This window comes from Bradyrhizobium nitroreducens (genome assembly GCF_002776695.1).
Classification (GTDB): domain Bacteria; phylum Pseudomonadota; class Alphaproteobacteria; order Rhizobiales; family Xanthobacteraceae; genus Bradyrhizobium; species Bradyrhizobium nitroreducens.
This window is the reverse complement of sequence record NZ_LFJC01000003.1, coordinates 5,267,894-5,285,627: the sequence shown is the minus strand read 5'-3', so window position 1 is coordinate 5,285,627 and position 17,734 is coordinate 5,267,894. Positions and strand designations below refer to the sequence as shown.

The following is a 17,734-nucleotide window of genomic DNA, read 5'->3' as shown; positions in this document are numbered from 1 at the left end:
GCCTGCGCTTAACGCCTATTAAGCATTGCGCCGCGCCACCACCTGATCACGCTGGGTGAGACTGGATTGAGTTGCATCAACCCAGGGATCGAGCAGCCACGTACCTTGGCCTCGCCCCAGTGTCAGCGACAGCCGAGCCCTTGCATGATCGAACAATCTATCCCGGCCAAGGCTTTGGCCGCGGCGTTCTGGCAAATGCCAAAGGACGACCTCTATCGCGCGCTCGGTTCCGGCCCGGACGGCCTGTCGCGGGGCGAAGCTATCAGGCGGCTGGCGATCCACGGGGCCAACCGCGCCGACGCCCCGCAGAGCCGATCGGTCTGGCGCAAGCTCGGCCAGCGCCTCTGGAATCCGCTGATCGCGATGCTGCTGGCGGCGGCGCTCCTGTCCGGGCTGAGTGGCGACATCGGCAGCTTTGCCATCATCTCAACCGTGCTCTCGCTGTCCATCACGCTCGATATCGTCCAGGAACATCGCGCCGAGCTCACCGCCGAAGCTCTGCGGGAATCGGTTGCCATCCAGGCTGACGTCGTCAGGGACGGCAAGGACATGTCGATCTCGGTGGCGGCTCTGGTCCCGGGCGACGTCGTGAAGCTCCGGATCGGCGATCTGATACCGGCCGATGGCATCGTGCTCGATGCGCAGGACTTGCAGATCAATGAAGCCCTGATGACGGGCGAGCCGTTTCCGGCGTTCAAGACCGACCGCCCCTGCTCCGCGGCATTGCCGGCGGACGCCACCAACGCTCTGTTCGCGGGAACCAGCACCGTCGGCGGAAGCGGCAGGATGCTGGTGGTGACGACCGGAGGCCGGACGCGCTTTGGCGCGATCGCCTCGGCGATGGCGGCCAACGCACCGCCGACGGCTCTTGAACAAGGCGTCCGGAAGCTCGGCCTGCTGATCCTTCGGCTGACGCTGTTTCTCACGCTTTTCGTGCTGATGGCTCATCTCGTCGCGCAGCGCAACGCAATGGAGTCCTTCCTTTTCGCGATCGCGCTCGCCGTCGGCTTGACGCCCGAGCTGCTGCCGATGGTGATGACGGTGACCCTCGCCCGCGGCGCCCTGCGCATGGCGAAGCGAAAAGTCATCGTCAAGCGGTTGTCGGCAATTCACGATCTGGGTGCGATGGACACGCTTTGCGTCGACAAGACCGGCACGCTCACCGAAGCAAGGATCACGTTGGCAGCTCATATCGAGCCGCAGGGGCAATCGAGCGATCGGGTTCTGAGCCTGGCGCGCCTGAACAGCACGTTCCAGGCCGGCGTCAGAAGCCCGCTCGACGATGCGATTCTGTCAGCGAGCCGCGATGGTCTCGGCGGCTGGGTTCGGCTTGCGGAAGTGCCGTTCGACTTCGAACGACGGTGCCTGTCGGTTCTGGCGGTCCGGAATGGCGAACACATGCTGATCGCCAAGGGAGCTCCGGAATCCATCCTGTCGCGCTGCGTGGCCGTGGAGATCGATGGCCTGGCTCATCCGCTCGACGCCGCCTGGCAACAGAAGATGGCCGATATCCAGGCGCGCTATGCCCGCGACGGCTTCCGGCTCCTTGCCGTCGCCATCAGATCCATTCCGGCCGCGCAGCAGACCATTGCCGTCAGCGACGAGACCAACCTGACCCTAATCGGCTTTTGCGTGTTCGCCGATCCGCCGAAACAGGATGCGGCTGCGGCCATCGGTGCGCTCAGCTCGCTCGGCGTGACCATCAAGATCATTTCGGGCGACCATGACGCCGTGGTCGCGCACGTCGCGCGCTCCGTCGGTTTGAAGGCAGACCGGATCATGACCGGCGCCGAGATCTCCGAGCTGACCGATGCCGCCCTCATCGCCCGGGTCGACCACGTCGACCTGTTTGCACGGATCGACCCAGATCAGAAGCGACGCATCATTGTCGCGCTCCGCCATCGCAATCACGTGGTCGGCTTCATGGGAGACGGCGTCAACGACGCCCCGGCGCTCCACGTCGCGCATGTCGGCATCTCCGTGACCGGCGCGACCGAGGTCGCCCGCGCGGCCGCCGACATGATCCTGCTGGCACCTGACTTGTCCGTGCTCGCGGCCGGCGTGCGCGAGGGCCGCAGGACCTTTGCCAACATCCTGAAATATGTCCGGATGGGAACGAGCTCGAATTTCGGCAACATGCTGTCGATGGCGCTCGCCTCGATCGTTCTTCCATTCCTGCCGCTACTGCCGCTGCAGATCCTGCTGAACAATCTGATCTACGATCTCTCCGAGATCGGCATCCCCTTCGATGACGTCGACCGTGAAGACGTTGCGCGGCCCGAAGCCTGGAACATGGCAAGCATTCTTCGCTTCACCATCATCATGGGAATTGTGTCGTCCCTGTTCGACGCCATCACTTTCGCCGTTCTCCTCAAGCTGTTCGATGCGGATGCGGCAATGTTTCAAACCGGCTGGTTCGTGGAATCGATCGCGACCCAGATTCTGGTGATCTTCGTGATCCGGTCGCGCAAATTGCCGTGGCGTGCGAACCGGCCCCCCAACATCCTGATCGCGACGTCCTGCGGCGCTCTGCTCGCCGGCGTGGCGGTGGCTCTCGGCCCGTGGCGCGGCGCGTTCGGCTTTACCGTGCTGCCCGCGGGACTGCTTGCGACGATCACCGCCATTGCCGCAGCCTATCTGATCTCGGCAACCATCGCGAAGCGGCTGGCGATCTCGGATCCGTAACGCCCGAAACCGAGGCTGGGTCACCCCAAGTGCCCCGGCCAATGCTCAGGTCGCGTCCGGATAGATCCGCTCTCGGTGGACTTCCCGGCCGCTTTCGTCGAGCACGACGATGCGGAGGCCCGGATGGCCTTTCGGCTTCTCCCGGCGCACCCGGTCGGCCAGATCCTTGCTATGCGCGATGGCGGCGCCGTCGCTCACGAGCTCCAGTCCGGATCTGTCCCGGACGGGCACGCCGTCCTTGATATCGAAATAATAGGTGCGCATGGACTCATTCCCGCGGTCTCGCGCGGCTCGGTTGAAATCATCATCCCGGAAATAGAGCGGCCGAAGCGGGGGATGATCCGCGGCGACGTCGGGAAACTGCATCTTAGGGAGGCAGGCATTTCGAACTCTTGACCCGGATCAAACACGGGAAAATTCGGCAAGTTTCCGACAGGGCCGCTCCAATCCTGCGGTATCATGACAGCGACTTCACGCCATCCCATGTCATCTGACGACGGAAATCATGCTGAACGCGCCCAGCGCCGTCAGGCGGCGACCTGCTCGCTTCCACCACCGCGCTTGCCGATCAGTGGCGCGAACTGCTCGGCCGTGACCGTTTCGTTCGCGATCAGCATCTCAACGCCGGCGTCGAGGTCTGCGCGCCGGCGCTGCAGGATCTCGCGGGCGCGGAGGTCGCCCTCCTCGACCAGATTGCGTACGGCGAGATCGATCTCGCGGCCGGTTGCCTCGGCCGCCGCGACGATCTTGTCCTGCGCCGCCATGAGAAACGCCTGCGGCTTGGCTGCATAGGTGCGTTGTCCCACCGTCTCGTCCATGCCGTATCTGGTCACCATTTCGATGGCGATCTCGGTCGCGCGTTGCAGATCATCGGCCGCGCCGGTCGAGATCGCCCCGTCGAAGATCAGATGCTCCGACGCGCGCCCTCCCATCAGCACCGCGATGCGGTTCTTCAGCTCCTCGACCGTCAGCAGGAACCTGTCCTCGGTCGGACGCTGAATGGTGTACCCTAGCGCGCCGATGCCGCGCGGAACGATCGACACTTTCTGCACGGGATCGACGCCGGGCAGGCTGGCGGCAACGAGGGCATGACCCATCTCGTGATAGGCGACCCGGCGCCGTTCGTCCTTGCCGAGCACCCTGCTCTTCTTCTCGATGCCGGCGACGATCCGCTCGATCGCGGTGACGAAATCGTCGAACGTGACCTCCTCACCGCTTCGCCTGGTGGCAGCGATCGCGGCTTCGTTGATGAGGTTTGCAAGGTCGGCCCCGGTAAAGCCCGTCGTGAGACCCGCCACCTTGTCGAGGTCGACATCCTTGCTGATCCGGATCTTGGGGGCGTGCACCTTCAGGATCGCAACGCGCCCGATCTTGTCCGGCCGGTCAACCAGAACCTGCCGGTCGAACCGGCCGGCCCGCAGCAGCGCGGGGTCCAGCACTTCGGGACGGTTGGTGGCCGCCAGCAGAATGACCCCGGCGCTGGGATCGAAGCCGTCGAGCTCGGACAGGAGCTGGTTCAGCGTCTGCTCCTTCTCGTCATAGCCGCCGAACGATTGCGGCCCGCGGCTGCGTCCGAGCGCGTCGAGCTCGTCGACGAAGATGATGCAGGGCGCTGCCTTGCGGGCCTGCTCGAACAGGTCCCGAACCCGCGCGGCGCCGACGCCGACGAACATCTCCACGAATTCCGAGCCCGAGATCGAGAAGAACGGAACCCCGGCCTCTCCCGCCACGGCGCGGGCCAGCAGGGTCTTTCCCGTTCCAGGTGGTCCGACCAGCAAAATCCCCTTGGGGACATGCGCGCCCAGGCGACCATAGCTTTTGGGATCCCTGAGGAACGACACCACCTCCTGGAGCTCGAACTTCGCCTCGTCCACGCCGGCGACATCGGCGAAGGTGACCTTGATGTCTTTCTCGACGTAAACCTTCGCGCGGGACTTGCCGATCGACATCAGCCCGCCCAAGCCCTGGCCGCCTCCGATGCCGCGGCCGAGCCAGAACCAGATCAGGAAAAAGGCTAGAAGCGGGAAGATCCAGGACAGCAACGTCTGCAGCGCGCCTCCGCCGGGGACGCCGGTCACACTGACGCCCTTCGCCGCGAGCTTGTCGGCCAGGGCCATATCGACCCGCGCGGTGATGAAGGCGGATTTGCCGCCCGGAAGCGGCTCTTTCAATTTCCCCTGAATCGTATCCGTGCCGACGGACACCTCGGCGACCTTGTCCTGGGCGAGCAGCTGCTCGAACTGGCTGTAGGGAATGGTTTCGGTCGAACTGTACGTGGCAAGGCCGAACTGCAGCATGACGAGCAGCAGACCACCCACAAAGATGGCCGCCATCGCGAGGCCCGGCTTCCGTGAACTTTGATCGGACTCCAACCTGCTTCTCCCATCACCATCAGCGCCAAGCCGAATGGTAATGAGGAACAGGCGGCGTCTGCTTGATTCAGCTCAACTGCGGCCAGCTCACATTCGTGCGACCGGAACAGGGGCAAAGCCATGGTCTTGCCCCATTTCTTCCGAGGTCCGCCATTCGGCGCGGCAGCCCGCGGCGTCAGGCGAAATAGTCCATGGGATGCGTGGCCGCGTCCTTGCGCCAGGCAAGGTCTGCGGCGCCCGCATTGGTGCCGAACGCAGACATCTCCTGCCGCATCAGCGCGAGCAGCGCCGGCGCCTGGTCCGTCCCCACTCCGTTCGCGACGTGGCCCGCCCAACTGTCCGGGCCGCTGCCCACCGCTGCAACCGGCTTGTCCGGCCCCGTCATCGCATCCATCGCGTGCCAGAACTGCTCGCCGATGGAGGGCGCGGGATCTGCGGACAGGATCTCGAGCGCCGAGGCCAGCGTCTTGGCTGAGCTTGCGGCGTTCGGGTCGGCGGCGGGCGGTTGCGGCGTCGTCGCCTGTGTCAATACGGCATCGGCATAGTCCATCGTGTGTCCGTCGGTGCGGGTGTAGCTGCCGCGATTCACGACCACGGTGCTGCCGAACTCCCAGGACCCGTCCGTCGCCGACGCCGTCAGATCGATCGAGCGCACGCCTGCCGCGGCCAGCGACAGGATCTCGCCGTCCTCGACCGTGCCGTCGCCATTGCGGTCCTGCCACAGATTGAAGTCGGAGAAGCGAATGTCGCCGGCCGACAGCATTCCGTCGCGGTTGCTGTCGAAGGCACGCAGCCCTTCGAGATCGGAGCGGGCGCCTGCCACATCGTCGGCGAAGCTCAGCTCCGAGATGCCGCTCACGGTACCGTTGCGGTCGCGATCGAGGAACAGGAAGGCCTCCGTGGCCCCGATCCAGCTGGTGTCGTCGGCGGTGCCGTTGCCATCGATGTCGAACCTCGCCGAGGACTGGCCGGCCGTCGTGGTTTCCACACCCCGCCCGTCGAGATCGAGGATGATCGGCGCTGCCAGCGTGACCGTCTCGCCGTTGCGGAAGATGAGCCTTTCGATGCTGGTGAGCGTGTCGACGCCGTCACTACCATTCGCCGTGGAATTGTCGGTGACCTGAACCGACCCGGCCGACGTGACGATCGAATAGGTCGACATCACACCGTTGTAATAGGCCGTGTCGGTGCCGTTGCCGCCGTTGATCGTGTCATTGCCGGCCATGCCCCAGAACGAGTCGTCGCCGTCATTGCCGTTGAGCGTGTCGTTGCCGATGCCGCCGGCCAGGCGGTCCGCGGCAGCGCCCCCGGTGATGACGTCGTTTCCACCGGCGCCATAGATGCTGTTCGGAGCGACCGCATCGCCGACCAATGTCTCGGAGCTGGCGGTGCCCACCACCCAGCCCTCGAAGGCGTTGGAGATGGTGAGGCTGACGGTGGCGGTCGCCGTGGCGACGCCATCGCTGATCGTATAGGTGAAGCTGTCGGTCCCCTCATAACCGAAATCGGGCGTATAGCTGACGCCTTGCCCATCGATGACGACAGTCCCCTTCGGCGGCGCGCCGACCGAGACGATGGTCAGATTGTCGCCGTCGACATCCGTGTCGTTGGCGAGCAGGCTTGCGCGCGCGATGGCAAGCGTGTCGCCGTGGGTGACCGAGAACGGACCGTCATTGGCCGCGACCGGCTTGTCGTTGACGGGCGTGATCGTCAGGGTGAACACGTCGCTGGCCGTGAGCGAACCGTCGCTGGCCGTGACCTTGATATCGATCGCCCCATTGAAGTTGAGCGGCGGGGTGCCGGCGAACCTGGTGCCGGTCAGCGTCAACCAGGACGGCAGCGGGCTGCCATCCGCCAGCGTGGCGGTATAGGTGAGCGTATTGCCGTCGGGATCGGTGAAGCGGCCGGTCGGGATCGTGAACGAGACCGCGGCGTCCTCGGCCGAGTTGACGTCGGACAGCGGCACCGAAACCACCGGCGCGTCGTTCACCGGCGTGATGGTCAGCGTGAAGATGTCGCTCGCGGTCAGCGCGCCGTCGCGGGCGGTGACCTTGATGCTGACCGTGCCGTTGTAGTTCGCCGGCGGCGTGCCGGTGAAAGTGGTGCCGTCGAAGCTCAGCCAGGTCGGCAGCGCGGCACCCGTGGACAGCGTCGCGGTGTAGGTCAGCGCATCGCCGTCGACATCGGTGAAGCTTCCGGGCGGGATCGCAATCGCCAGCGGCGTATCCTCAGGTGAGGTCACATCGGGCAGCGCCACTGCCAGTACCGGCGCGTCGTTCTTCGGCGTGATGTTGAGGGTGAAGACGTCGCTGGCCGAGAGCGACCCGTCGCTCGCGGTGACACGAATGTCGATGGCGCCGTTGAAGTTGAGCGGCGGGGTTCCGGTGAACTTGGTGCCGGTCAGCGTCAGCCAGGACGGCAGCGGGCTGCCATCCGCAAGCGTCGCCGAATAGGTCAACGTGTTGCCGTCGGGATCGGTGAAGCGGCCGGCCGGGATCGTGTAGGAGATCGCGGTATCCTCCGCCGAATTGACGTCGGACAGCGGCACCGCAACCACCGGCGCGTCGTTCACCGGCGTGATGGTCAGCGCGAAGGTGTCGCTGACCGCCAGCGCGCCGTCGCGCGCCGTGACCTTGATGTTGAGCGTGCCGTTGTAGTTCGCCGGCGGCGTGCCGGTGAAATTCGTGCCGTCGAAGGCGAGCCAGGCCGGCAGCGCAGCGCCGGTGGAGAGCGTTGCGGTGTAGGTCAGTGTATCGCCGTCGACATCGGTGAAGCTTCCGGGTGGAAGCGCGATCGACAGCGGCGTGTCTTCCGGTGACGTCACGTCGGGCAGCGGCACGGACAGCACCGGCGCATCGTTCTTCGGTGTGATCGTCAGGGTGAAGACGTCGCTGGCCGAGAGCGACCCGTCGCTCGCGGTGACCTTGATGTCGATGGCACCGTTGAAGTTGAGCGGCGGCGTGCCGGCGAACTTGGCGCCGGTCAACGTCAGCCAGGACGGCAGCGGGCTGCCGTCGGCCAAGGTCGCCGAATAGGTCAACGTGTTGCCGTCGACGTCGGTGAAGCGGCCGGTGGGGATCGTGTACGAAACCGCGGCATCTTCAGCCGAGCTGATGTCGGACAGCGGCACCGACAGCACCGGCGCGTCGTTCACCGGTGTGACCGTCAGCACGAAGATGTCGCTGGCCGACAGCGCGCCGTCGCTGGCCGTGACCTTGATGCTGACCGTGCCGTTGAAATTGGCCGGCGGCGTGCCGGTAAAGGTGGTGCCGTCGAAGGCGAGCCAGGTCGGCAGCGCGGCCCCGCTGGAGAGCACCGCCGTATAGGTCAGCCGGTTGCCGTTGACGTCGGTGAAGCTGCCGGCCGGGATTGCGACCGAGATGGCGGTGTCTTCCGGCGAGGAGACGTCGGGCAGCGGGATCGCGACCACGGGCGCGTTGTTCACCGACGGAATCGTCAGGCGGAACACGTCGCTCGCCGTGAGCGACCCGTCACTCGCCGTGACCTTGACGTCGATCGCGCCGGTGTAGTTGGTGGGCGGCGTGCCATTGAAGGTGGCGCCGTCGAAGGCCAGCCACGAGGGAAGCGCGCTGCCGTCCGCCAGGGTCGCCGTCAGGGTCAGCGTGTCGCCGTCGAGATCGGTGAAGCTCCCGGCCGGGACCGGGATCGTGACGCGGACGTTCTTCGGCGAGACGATGTCGGCCAGCGGCTGCGCCAGCACCGGCGCGTCGTTCACCGGCGTGATGTTGAGGGTGAAGACGTCGCTGGCCGAGAGCGTGCCGTCGCTGGCGACGACCTTGATGTCGATCGCGCCGTTGTAGTTCGACGGCGGGGTGCCGGTGAATGTCGTGCCGTCGAAGCTGAGCCACGACGGCAGCGCGCTGCCGTCGGCCAGCGTCGCGGCATAGGTCAAGGAATCACCGTCGACATCCGCAAAGCTGCCGGCCGGGATCGTGATCGACACCGGAGTATCCTCCGACGACGACACGTCGGCGAGCGGCTGCGCCACGACCGGCGCATCGTTCACCGCCGTGATGGTCACGCGGAAGACGTCGCTTGCCGCGCGCGCGCCGTCGCTGGCCGTGACCAGGATATCGAAGCTGCCGTTGAAGTCGGCCGGCGGCGTGCCGGTGAAATTCGTGCCGTCGAAGGCGAGCCAGGACGGCAGCGCGCTGCCGTCGGAGAGCGTCGCCGAATAGGTCAGCGGGTCGCCATTGGGGTCGGTGAAGCTGCCTGCGGGAATCGCGATCGAGAGCGGCGCATCCTCGGACGAGGACACATCGGCCAGCGGCACCGACAGCACCGGTGCCTGGTTGACCGAGACGATGCTCAGCCGGAACACGTCGCTGGCCGCCAGCGTACCGTCGCTCGCGGTGACCTCGATGTCGAAGTCCCCGGCCGCGTTCTGCGGCGGCGTTCCGGTGAAGTGCAAGCCGTCGAAGCTGAGCCAGGCCGGCAGCGGGTTTCCATCGCTCAAGCGTGCGGCGAACGTCAGCGTGTCACCATCGACATCGGCGAAGGCCGACCTGTCGAGCACAATATCGAGCGCCTCCCCTTCGCGGCCCGCCTGGTCGTCCAGCGGATGGGCCAGCACCGGCGCATCGTTGACCGGCAGCACGTTGAGCTGGAAGCCGGCGGAGGTCGACAGCGCGCCGTCGCTTGCCGTGATCGCAAGCGCCAGCTTGCCGTTGAAGTCAGCCGGCGGCGTGCCGATGAGGCGGCCGTTGGACACCGAGATCCAGGACGGCAGCGGCGAGCCGTCACCAAGCGTCACGGCGAAGGTCAGGGCATCGCCGTCGACATCGGCAAACGCGCCGGTCGGCAATGCGATCGAGAATGGCTGATCCTCGGTGACGTCGACATCGCCGATCGCGCTGACGATTGCCGGCGCGTCGTTGACCGGGGCGATCGAAACCAGCAGCTCGCGCACGGTCTGCGCGGTGCCGTCGGACGCCGCGATCTCGAGCTGGATCGTGCCGTTGAAGTTGGTGGGCGGATCGCCGCTCAGCAGCCGCGTCTGCGGATCGTATTGCAGCCAGGCCGGCAGCGCCGTGCCGCCCTTGCCGCGGATCTCGACCAACAGCGCGTCGCCGTCGACGTCGCTGACGAAGCCGGCCGGCAGGGTCACGCTGAAGCGCTGATCCTCGATCCCCTTGAGCACGGGTACCGCGGAGATGACCGGCGCGTCGTTGACTGCTGCGACATTGATGTTGACCCGCGTCGTCGCGGTCAGGCCGGTCGAATCCTCGATCTCGTAGTCGAACCACGCCGGACCGTTGAAATCTGCGCTCGGTGTGATCTGGAGCTGGCCGACGCCGAGATCGGTGACCGTCACGCCAGAGGTCGCGACGATCCGGGTGAGCACGAACGCCTGCTGGTCGGCATCGCTGTCATTGGCCAGCAGCTGGCTCGCAAACAGCGTCAACGGCGAATCCTCGCGCATCTCGAGCGAGTCGGGCCGCGCGACAGGAGCGTCGGCGACCGGCAGCACGTTGATCGTGACCGTGGTCGAGACCGCGAAATCCTGCTCGTTCTTGACCGAATAGTGCAGCACCAGCTCGCCGTTGAAGTTGGCGGCGGGCGTGACGCGATACTTGCCGTTGGCGAGCAGTTCGGCGCCTTCGAGCCCGACGAAGGTCAGGGTCGATCCATCGGGCGTGACGTCGTTCGCCATCAGCGCGGCGGGATCGATGTCGATGAAGCCGTCTTCGAGCACCTCGAAGCCGGCATCCGACACCGGGATCGGCAGCGGCACGTTGGGCGCGACCAGCAGCGTCACGAAGCCGACGCTGGAAGCGCCATGGCTGTCGGTGACGCGGTAGTGGAAGCCGGCATCGCCGATATAGCCGGCGTTCGGCGTGAAGACCGCGGTCGAGCCGACGCGAACCACCGTGCCCTGGTCGCCATCGAACACCTCGACGATCTCGAAGCTGTCGCCTTCGACGTCGCGGTCGTTGGCGATCAGTGCGGCGAAGTCGATCGTGATGGCCTGGTCCTGGGTCGTCCTGAACACACCCAGGGGATCGTTGGCCGTCCCGGCTCCGTCCGGATTGGCGATCGGCGCATCGTTCACGGCGGCGACGTCGAACGTCACGGTGCCGGTCGAGGTCTTGCGTCCGTCCGAGATCGTATAGCTGAAATTGACGGCGCCGCTGATGTTCTCGTTCGGCACGAACTGCCAGCGTCCGTCGGGCAGCTCGACGATGCGGCCGTTGGCGGCGCTGCGCGACAGCGACTGGAACGTGATCGTGTCGCCGTCGGCATCGCTGTCATTGCCGAGCAGATCGGCGGTGGTGAACTCGAACGGCGTATCCTCGACGGCCTCAAACACGTCGGTCGCGGCGATCGGCGCGCGGTTGGTCGAGGCGACGTTGATCGTGACCTTGCCCGTGCTCGAGCCGTTGGTGTCGTCGGTCACGATGTACTCGAACGTCGCGACGCCCTCGAAATTGTGGTCCGGCGTGAACACGATATGGGTGCCGTCGAAGCTGACGGTGCCGTGCGTGGCGTTGGCGACGTCGACGAAGCGGATCGGGTTGTTGTCGACGTCGTAGTCGTTGGCGATCAGCGTCGCCGGATCGATCAGCAGCGGTGTGTCCTCGATCGCCGCGACCGTGTCCTCGACCGTGGTCGGCGGATCGTTGACGGCGGCGACATGCACGATGGCCGAGCCGGTCGAGGGACCTTCGTGGTCGTCGGTCACGACATAGCTGAAGCCGTCATCGCCGGAGAAAGCATCCGCCGGCGTGTAGACGACGTAGGCCCCGGAATTGCCGTCGAAGCGCTGGCTCAAGGTCGCGCTCTGGCTGTCGCCACCGAGCGTCCGCGTGAAGCGGATGTCGAGGTTCGAAGCGAACGCCAGCGGGACGTCGCCGGAGAGCGCGCCGGTCGCGCTGTCGATCGTGAGCCAGCCCGGCAGTGCCGAGCCGTCCGCGAGCGTCGCGCTCCAGACCGCGCCTTCCAGCTGGCCGAGGCCGGCGGGCGGCGCGATATTGGCATGGGCGAGCTCGATGACGAGCGAGCCGTTGGCCGGCTGCCCCAGCGACAGGATGCGCAGGGCATCGCGATCGCGGTCGAAGTCGTTGCGCAGCAGGTCGGTCACCGCAAAGCGCGTGGTTTGTCCCTCGCGTCCCGTCAGATTGTCGACCGCTGTGTCCGGCCGCTCGCGCGTCGGCTTCACGTCGTAGAAGATCAGCGCCGGATTGGCGGAAACGCCGCCCTTCTCGTCGGTGGCGTCATAGCTCAGCACCACCGTGCCGTTGAAGTCGGTGGGAACGGTGACGTTGATCTGCCCGGGCGAGACGACCGTTGAGGCCGGGAACGGCGCAATCTTGAAAGTGTCGTCGACCACGGCTTCGGTGATGATCGACATCGCCGGATGACCGTTGCCGGCGGCGATATCGAGGCGGACCGGCACGGCGCCGACCCAGTTGGCCGGCGGCATGCCGGAGAAGGTGAAGGTGGCGGGGTCGAAGCTCAGCCAGTCCGGCAGCGGCGCGCCGCTTTCGCGGGTCGCGGTGATGGCACCGGCACCCTTCAGGTCGAGCGCAAACAGGCCCTGGCCCGCGAAATAGGCATCGCCTTCCAGCGCGTGGTTGATCGCCGTCATCTGGCTCGCGAGATCGCCATGCGGGTCAACGACGAACTCCAGCGTGAAGCCGCGATTACTCGACGCATAGGTCCCGTCGGGAAGCACGCGCGGCGCCGGCGTGAACACGACCTGCAGGCGCGCCAGCTGCGCATCCGCATCCGGCGCGAAGCCGCTCAGGCTGACCGTGCGCGTCGCGGCGTCGAAGGACAGCCAATCCGGCAGCGGGCGGCCGCCGATGATCGAGGCCGAAACCGTCCCGTTCTTGGTGTCGAGCAGCGCGAGCTGGCTGTCATAGGTGACGCCGGCCGGCAGCGCGGCCGGATCCAACGTCATGCTGTCGGTGAAGATCCCTGGATTGCCGCCGCCTGCGGCCGGATGCGAGAAGGTGAGCTGGACGCTAATCGGATCCGTCGTCCCCTCGGGCGGCGTTCCCGTGAACTGCAGCGTCTGGGCGTTGAAGCTGAGCCAGGACGGCAGCACGGAGCCATCGGCGAGCTTCGCCGTGACGGTCGTGTCCGCATCCAGATCCGAGGCATCGAATTCGTAGTCGACCGCGAAGGCGGAGCGAATCTCGTAACCCTTGAGGACATCGGTCCTGGCATCGAAGCCACCCGAGATATCGCCTGCCGTCAGCTCGAACCGGGTGTTGAAGATGCGTCCATTGGAGGGATCGCTCACCCAGACGTCGACGGAGAGCGGATCCATTCCGGCCGGCGGCGATCCCGCGAACCGCATGGTGGCCGGATCGAACTGCAGCCAGGACGGCAGGGCCGAGCCGTCGGCCAGGGCCGCGCTGACCGCGTAACCGGCCGACAGATAGCGGTGGTCGACCACACCGAGCACGGTGGAGCGCTTGAAGAACAGCACGTCGCCGTCGGCGTCGATGTCGTTGCCGAACGCCTCGCCGGGGATCACGAACAGCGGACCGTCTTCCAGGCCGCTGACATAGTCGTTGCGCAGGATCGGAGCTTCGTTGCGCGGCAGGACCGTGATCGCGACATAGGCGGTCGAGGTGCCGCCATGGCCGTCGCTGATCGTGTACTGGAAGCCGGCGGTGCCGTTGTAGTCCGGTGTCGGCCGGAACTCGATCATGCCGTCATCGCGCAGGCGGACCTTACCGCCATCGGCGAACCGGGCGATGCTGTCGAGCACCAGCGTGTCGCCGTTCTCGTCGGTGTCGTTGGCCAGGATCGTCGCCGGGTCGATCACGAGGATCTGGTCCTCGAGCGTCCGGTAGCCATAGTCGTTGTAGGCCTTCGGCGGGTCGTTGAGCGGCTTGACCTTGAAGTCGTAGGTCAGCGTCGCCGCGGCGCCGCGCGCATCGATCACGTCGTATTCGATGCTCGCCTGTCCGAGGGAGGCCGGCGTGAAGGTGATGGTGCCGGTCGCCTGATCGAACACCAGGGTGCCATTGTTGGCGGGGTTGTTGTCGAGACCGCCGTGCAGGCCGACGAAGGTGAAGCCGTCGCCCTCGATGTCGTAGGTGTTGGCCAAGAGGTCGGCGACCGTGACGGTGGTATCCTGGCCGAGACGGATCCAGCGATAGGTGTCGCGATCGCGCGGTGCGTCGTTGACGGGCGAGATCGAGATTTCGACCTTGGCGGTCGAGGTCGCGCCGCTGGCGTCGGCCAGCGTGTAGACGAACCCTGCCGCGCCGAAATAGTCCGGACGCAGCTTGAACTGGATGTAGTCGCCATCCAGCCGCGCGCTCACGTTGCTGGCTTCGAACTGGTAGTCGTTATCCTTGTAGCCGTCGATCGCCTGCCCGGACGTGTTGGTCAGCGGCGCGATCGAAACGATGTGCAGCCCTTCCAGACCGGCGTCGCCATCGACGTCGAAATCGTTGGCGAGCAGCGTGTCGATCCTGATCCGCAGGATCTGGTCCTCGACGCCATAGACCAGCGCATCATCGACCGCCGTCGGCGCGTCGTTGACCGGTGCGAGATCGACCTCGACCCGGGCCGTGGACTCGCGACCGAACTGGTCGCGGACGGTGTAGCTGAAGAAGGCATCGCCGTTGTAGTTCGGCGCGCCCAGGAACTCGATCTTGCCGTCTTCGCGTACGTGCACGGTGCCGTTCACGGCATTGCCAACGCCGGCGAGCGTCAGGTTGACCGCACTGTCGGCGTCGTTGGCGAACAGGGTCGCCGGATCGATCACGACCGGCTCGTCCTCGACGCCGAGATGCACGATGTCGTCGGCGGCATTGAAGCGGCCGAGCTGCTGCAGCTGATCGATGCGATCGCGATCCCAGACTGTGCCGTTAGCGAACACGATCTCCTCGATGCCGCTCTGGGCACCGAGGAAGTGGTCGGTCACGCGCACGGTGTCGACCAGGAAGCCGTCCTGCCGCTCGAATTCGAGCAGGAGGTCGTTGCCCTCGCGGATGACCGAGACGTCCTTCGGCGCGATCGCCGACGACAGCACCAGGCGGTCGGTGTCAGTCTCGGCCCCCTGCTCGGTGATGACGTCCTGGCCGTCGTCGAAGCCAAACACATAAGTATCCGAGCCGGCCCCGCCGGCGATGGCGTCGTTGCCGCGCAGGCCCTGGAACCAGTCGTCGCCGGCGCTGCCTGTGAACTGGTCGTTCCAAAGCGAGCCGACCACCATCTCGATCGAGGTGAGCTGGTCGCCCGCCGCCTCGCCGGCGGTGCCGAGGCCGGTCGCCAGATTGACCGCGACGCCCTCGTCGGCGCGGCTGTAATCGGCGATGTCGAAGCCGCCGCGTCCGTCGATGATGTCGGCGCCGCGGCCGCCGCGGATGCGGTTGTCGCCGGCGTCACCACGGATGGTGTCGTCCTGATACGAGCCCTGGACGATCTCGATCCCGGAGAAGGTATCTCCGAGCGCATCGCCGCCGCCGGCGGCGCCGTTGGCCATGTCGACGGTGACCCCTTCCGTCGACAGCGTGTAGTCGGCCGTATCGATGCCGTCGCCGCCGATCAGCTGGTCCGCACCGCGGCCGCCGATCAGGGTGTCGTCGCCGGCATTGCCGATCAGAATGTCGTTGCCGCGACCGCCCGACAGGATGTTGGCGAGCACATCGCCTTCCAGCGTGTCGTCCGCATCGGTGCCGGTGAGGTTCTGGATGTTGGTGAGGACGTCGCCCTCGGCATCGCCGCCATGGGCGGTGCCTGACGCCAGCGAGATCGACACGCCAGTCGCGCCGAAGCTGTAGTCGGCCGTGTTGTTGCCGAGGCCACCGTCGAGCACGTCGGCCCCCGCCCCGCCGGTCAGGACGTCGTCGCCCGCGCCGCCGAGCAGGATGTCGTTGCCGCCGCGGCCCTCCAGGATGTCGTTGCCATCACGGCCTTCGAGCCGGTTGTCGCCGGCATCGCCGCCGAGCTGATCGGCATATTGCGAACCAACCAACGCCTCGACGCCAATATAGACGTCGCCTTGGGCGTAGCCGCCCTGGCCGACGCGCGACTCGAGGTCGGCGCGCACCAGGAAGTCGGAGTTCTCGAAGCTGACGGTGTCGTAGCCGTCGCCGCCCGTGATGCGGTCGGCGCCGTCGCCAGCGTCGATCCAGTCGTCGCCGGCCCCTGCATCGATCTGATCGTCGCCGCTGCCGGCCTCGATCCGGTCGTTGCCGCCGCCGCCCAGCACGAAGTCGTTGCCGCCGAGCGCCTGGATCAGATCCGCGCCCTCGGTGCCGACGAGATAGTCGGCCTTCGCCGTCCCGCGCAGCAGGCCGTTATAGCTGTCAGCCACCGACGCCATCGCAAAGCCGGTGTCGGTCGCGCCATCGGTGTCGGCGATCCGGTACTCGACCGCGACCTGGCCGGTGAGGCCGGCCGAGAAATGCACGACGATGAACTTCTCGCCGTTCCAGTCGACCACCTCCGCGGTGCCGCGCGGCACGCGCTGGCCGAGCGCGAGCGCATCCGCGTCATAGACGCCGTCGACGCCAACGAAAGTCGGGCGGGCGCGGTTCGGATTGTCGAGATCGTCGTCGATCACGCCGTCGCCGTCGTGATCGGCCTGCTCGATGTCGTAGTCGTTCTTCAGGAGATCGGTGACACGCAACACGAGCGGCGCATCGAGCGGCGTGACAAAGCCCTCGTCCTGGCCGACGGTCGGATCGTCGTTGCTGGGGACGATGATGATGTCGACATAGCCTTCCGCCGAGCCGTCGGCATCGTCGGTCACCCCATAGACGAAGCCGGAGCTCTGGCTCGCGTCCCGGTTCGGCGTGAACACCAGGTTGCCATCGGCGTCGAATTCGATGGTGCCGTTCAGCTTCTGGCCGGCATCGCCGCCGAACACCAGCGCATCCAGCGTCGTCGACAGCCGCCATCCCAGGAAGCGGAGCGGGTCGCGGTCCACATCCGTGTCGTTGGCGAGCAGCGTGGCAATCGGAATGACGGTCGGGATATCCTCGTTCACATAGATCACGTCGCGATGCGCGACCGGAGGGGCGTCGCCGACGTTCTCGAACCACATCGTGACGGTGGCGCCGTCGACCGCGCCCTCGTTGTCGCGGACGAGATAGCTGAACGACGCCTCGCCCCAGAAATCGGCATCCGGCGTGAAGATGATCGTGCCGTGGTCGGTGACGGTGATGTCGCCATGCACCGCGTTGCCGGCGCTCTCGAACTGCACCGCGAAGCCTTCGGTGTCGCTATCGTTCTTGAGCAGCTCGATGATCGGAATCTCGATCGAATGGTCTTCCGTGCCGCGCAGGATCGGCAGGCTCTGGTCGGTGTAGCTGTCGTTGCGGGCATCCGGCAGGTCGTTGACCGGCTGATAGGCCAGCGTCGCGCGGGCCCAGGCGGTTCCGCCATGACCGTCGTCGACCTGATATTCGAACCAGGCATCGCCGTTGAAATTGGGCGTCGGCGTGAACAGGACTGTATTGTTCTCGAGCAGCACGGCGTTGCCGCCATGGCTGTTGCGGACGGCGGTGAGCGTCATCGTCTCGCCGTCGTGCTCGATATCGTTGGCGAGCAGCCGATCGGCGCCGATCACGATCGGGTTGTCCTCGCGGATCGGATCGCCGTTGTCGGTCGTCTCGAACCGATCGTCGTGCAGCTCTGGCGGATCGTTGACCGGCGTGACGGTGAAGTTGACCCGGCCGGTCGAG

The 17,734-nt window shown here is 66.2% G+C and carries 4 protein-coding genes (1 of these 4 only partly in view); 1 reads left to right on the top strand and 3 read right to left on the bottom strand.

All coding sequences use genetic code 11. The features are described from left to right. Window positions 1-144: 144 nt before the first annotated feature. The gene (gene mgtA / locus TSA1_RS25485) at window positions 145-2,685 is read left to right on the top strand and encodes a magnesium-translocating P-type ATPase (protein WP_100178728.1); all 2,541 of its coding nucleotides are present in this window, start codon (window positions 145-147) and stop codon (window positions 2,683-2,685) included. Window positions 2,686-2,730: 45 nt separating this feature from the next. Here the strand turns inward: mgtA and TSA1_RS25480 are convergent, their stop codons facing one another. The 3 genes from TSA1_RS25480 to TSA1_RS40950 form a co-directional block, all read right to left on the bottom strand. Further along, complete coding sequence (locus TSA1_RS25480) at window positions 2,731-2,949, bottom strand: DUF6894 family protein (RefSeq protein WP_100181337.1); 219 nt, start codon at window positions 2,947-2,949, stop codon at window positions 2,731-2,733. Between the two features lie 263 nt (window positions 2,950-3,212). Next, the gene (gene ftsH, locus TSA1_RS25475; protein ID WP_100178727.1) at window positions 3,213-5,057 is read right to left on the bottom strand and encodes an ATP-dependent zinc metalloprotease FtsH; all 1,845 of its coding nucleotides are present in this window, start codon (window positions 5,055-5,057) and stop codon (window positions 3,213-3,215) included. A gap of 175 nt (window positions 5,058-5,232) precedes the next feature. Next, window positions 5,233-17,734 carry the end of a tandem-95 repeat protein gene (locus TSA1_RS40950; protein WP_100178726.1) on the bottom strand. The gene runs 21,719 nt beyond the window's last position, so the window shows 12,502 of its 34,221 coding nt (coding positions 21,720-34,221); the start codon falls outside the window, past its right edge — the gene reads right to left on this strand; it ends in the stop codon at window positions 5,233-5,235.

What these genes read in the sequence shown, in the direction of transcription:
- mgtA (WP_100178728.1), top strand. Translation starts at nt 145, where the DNA reads ATGATCGAACAATCTATCCCGGCCAAGGCTTTGGCCGCGGCGTTCTGG.
- TSA1_RS25480 (WP_100181337.1), bottom strand. Translation starts at nt 2,949, where the DNA reads ATGCGCACCTATTATTTCGATATCAAGGACGGCGTGCCCGTCCGGGAC.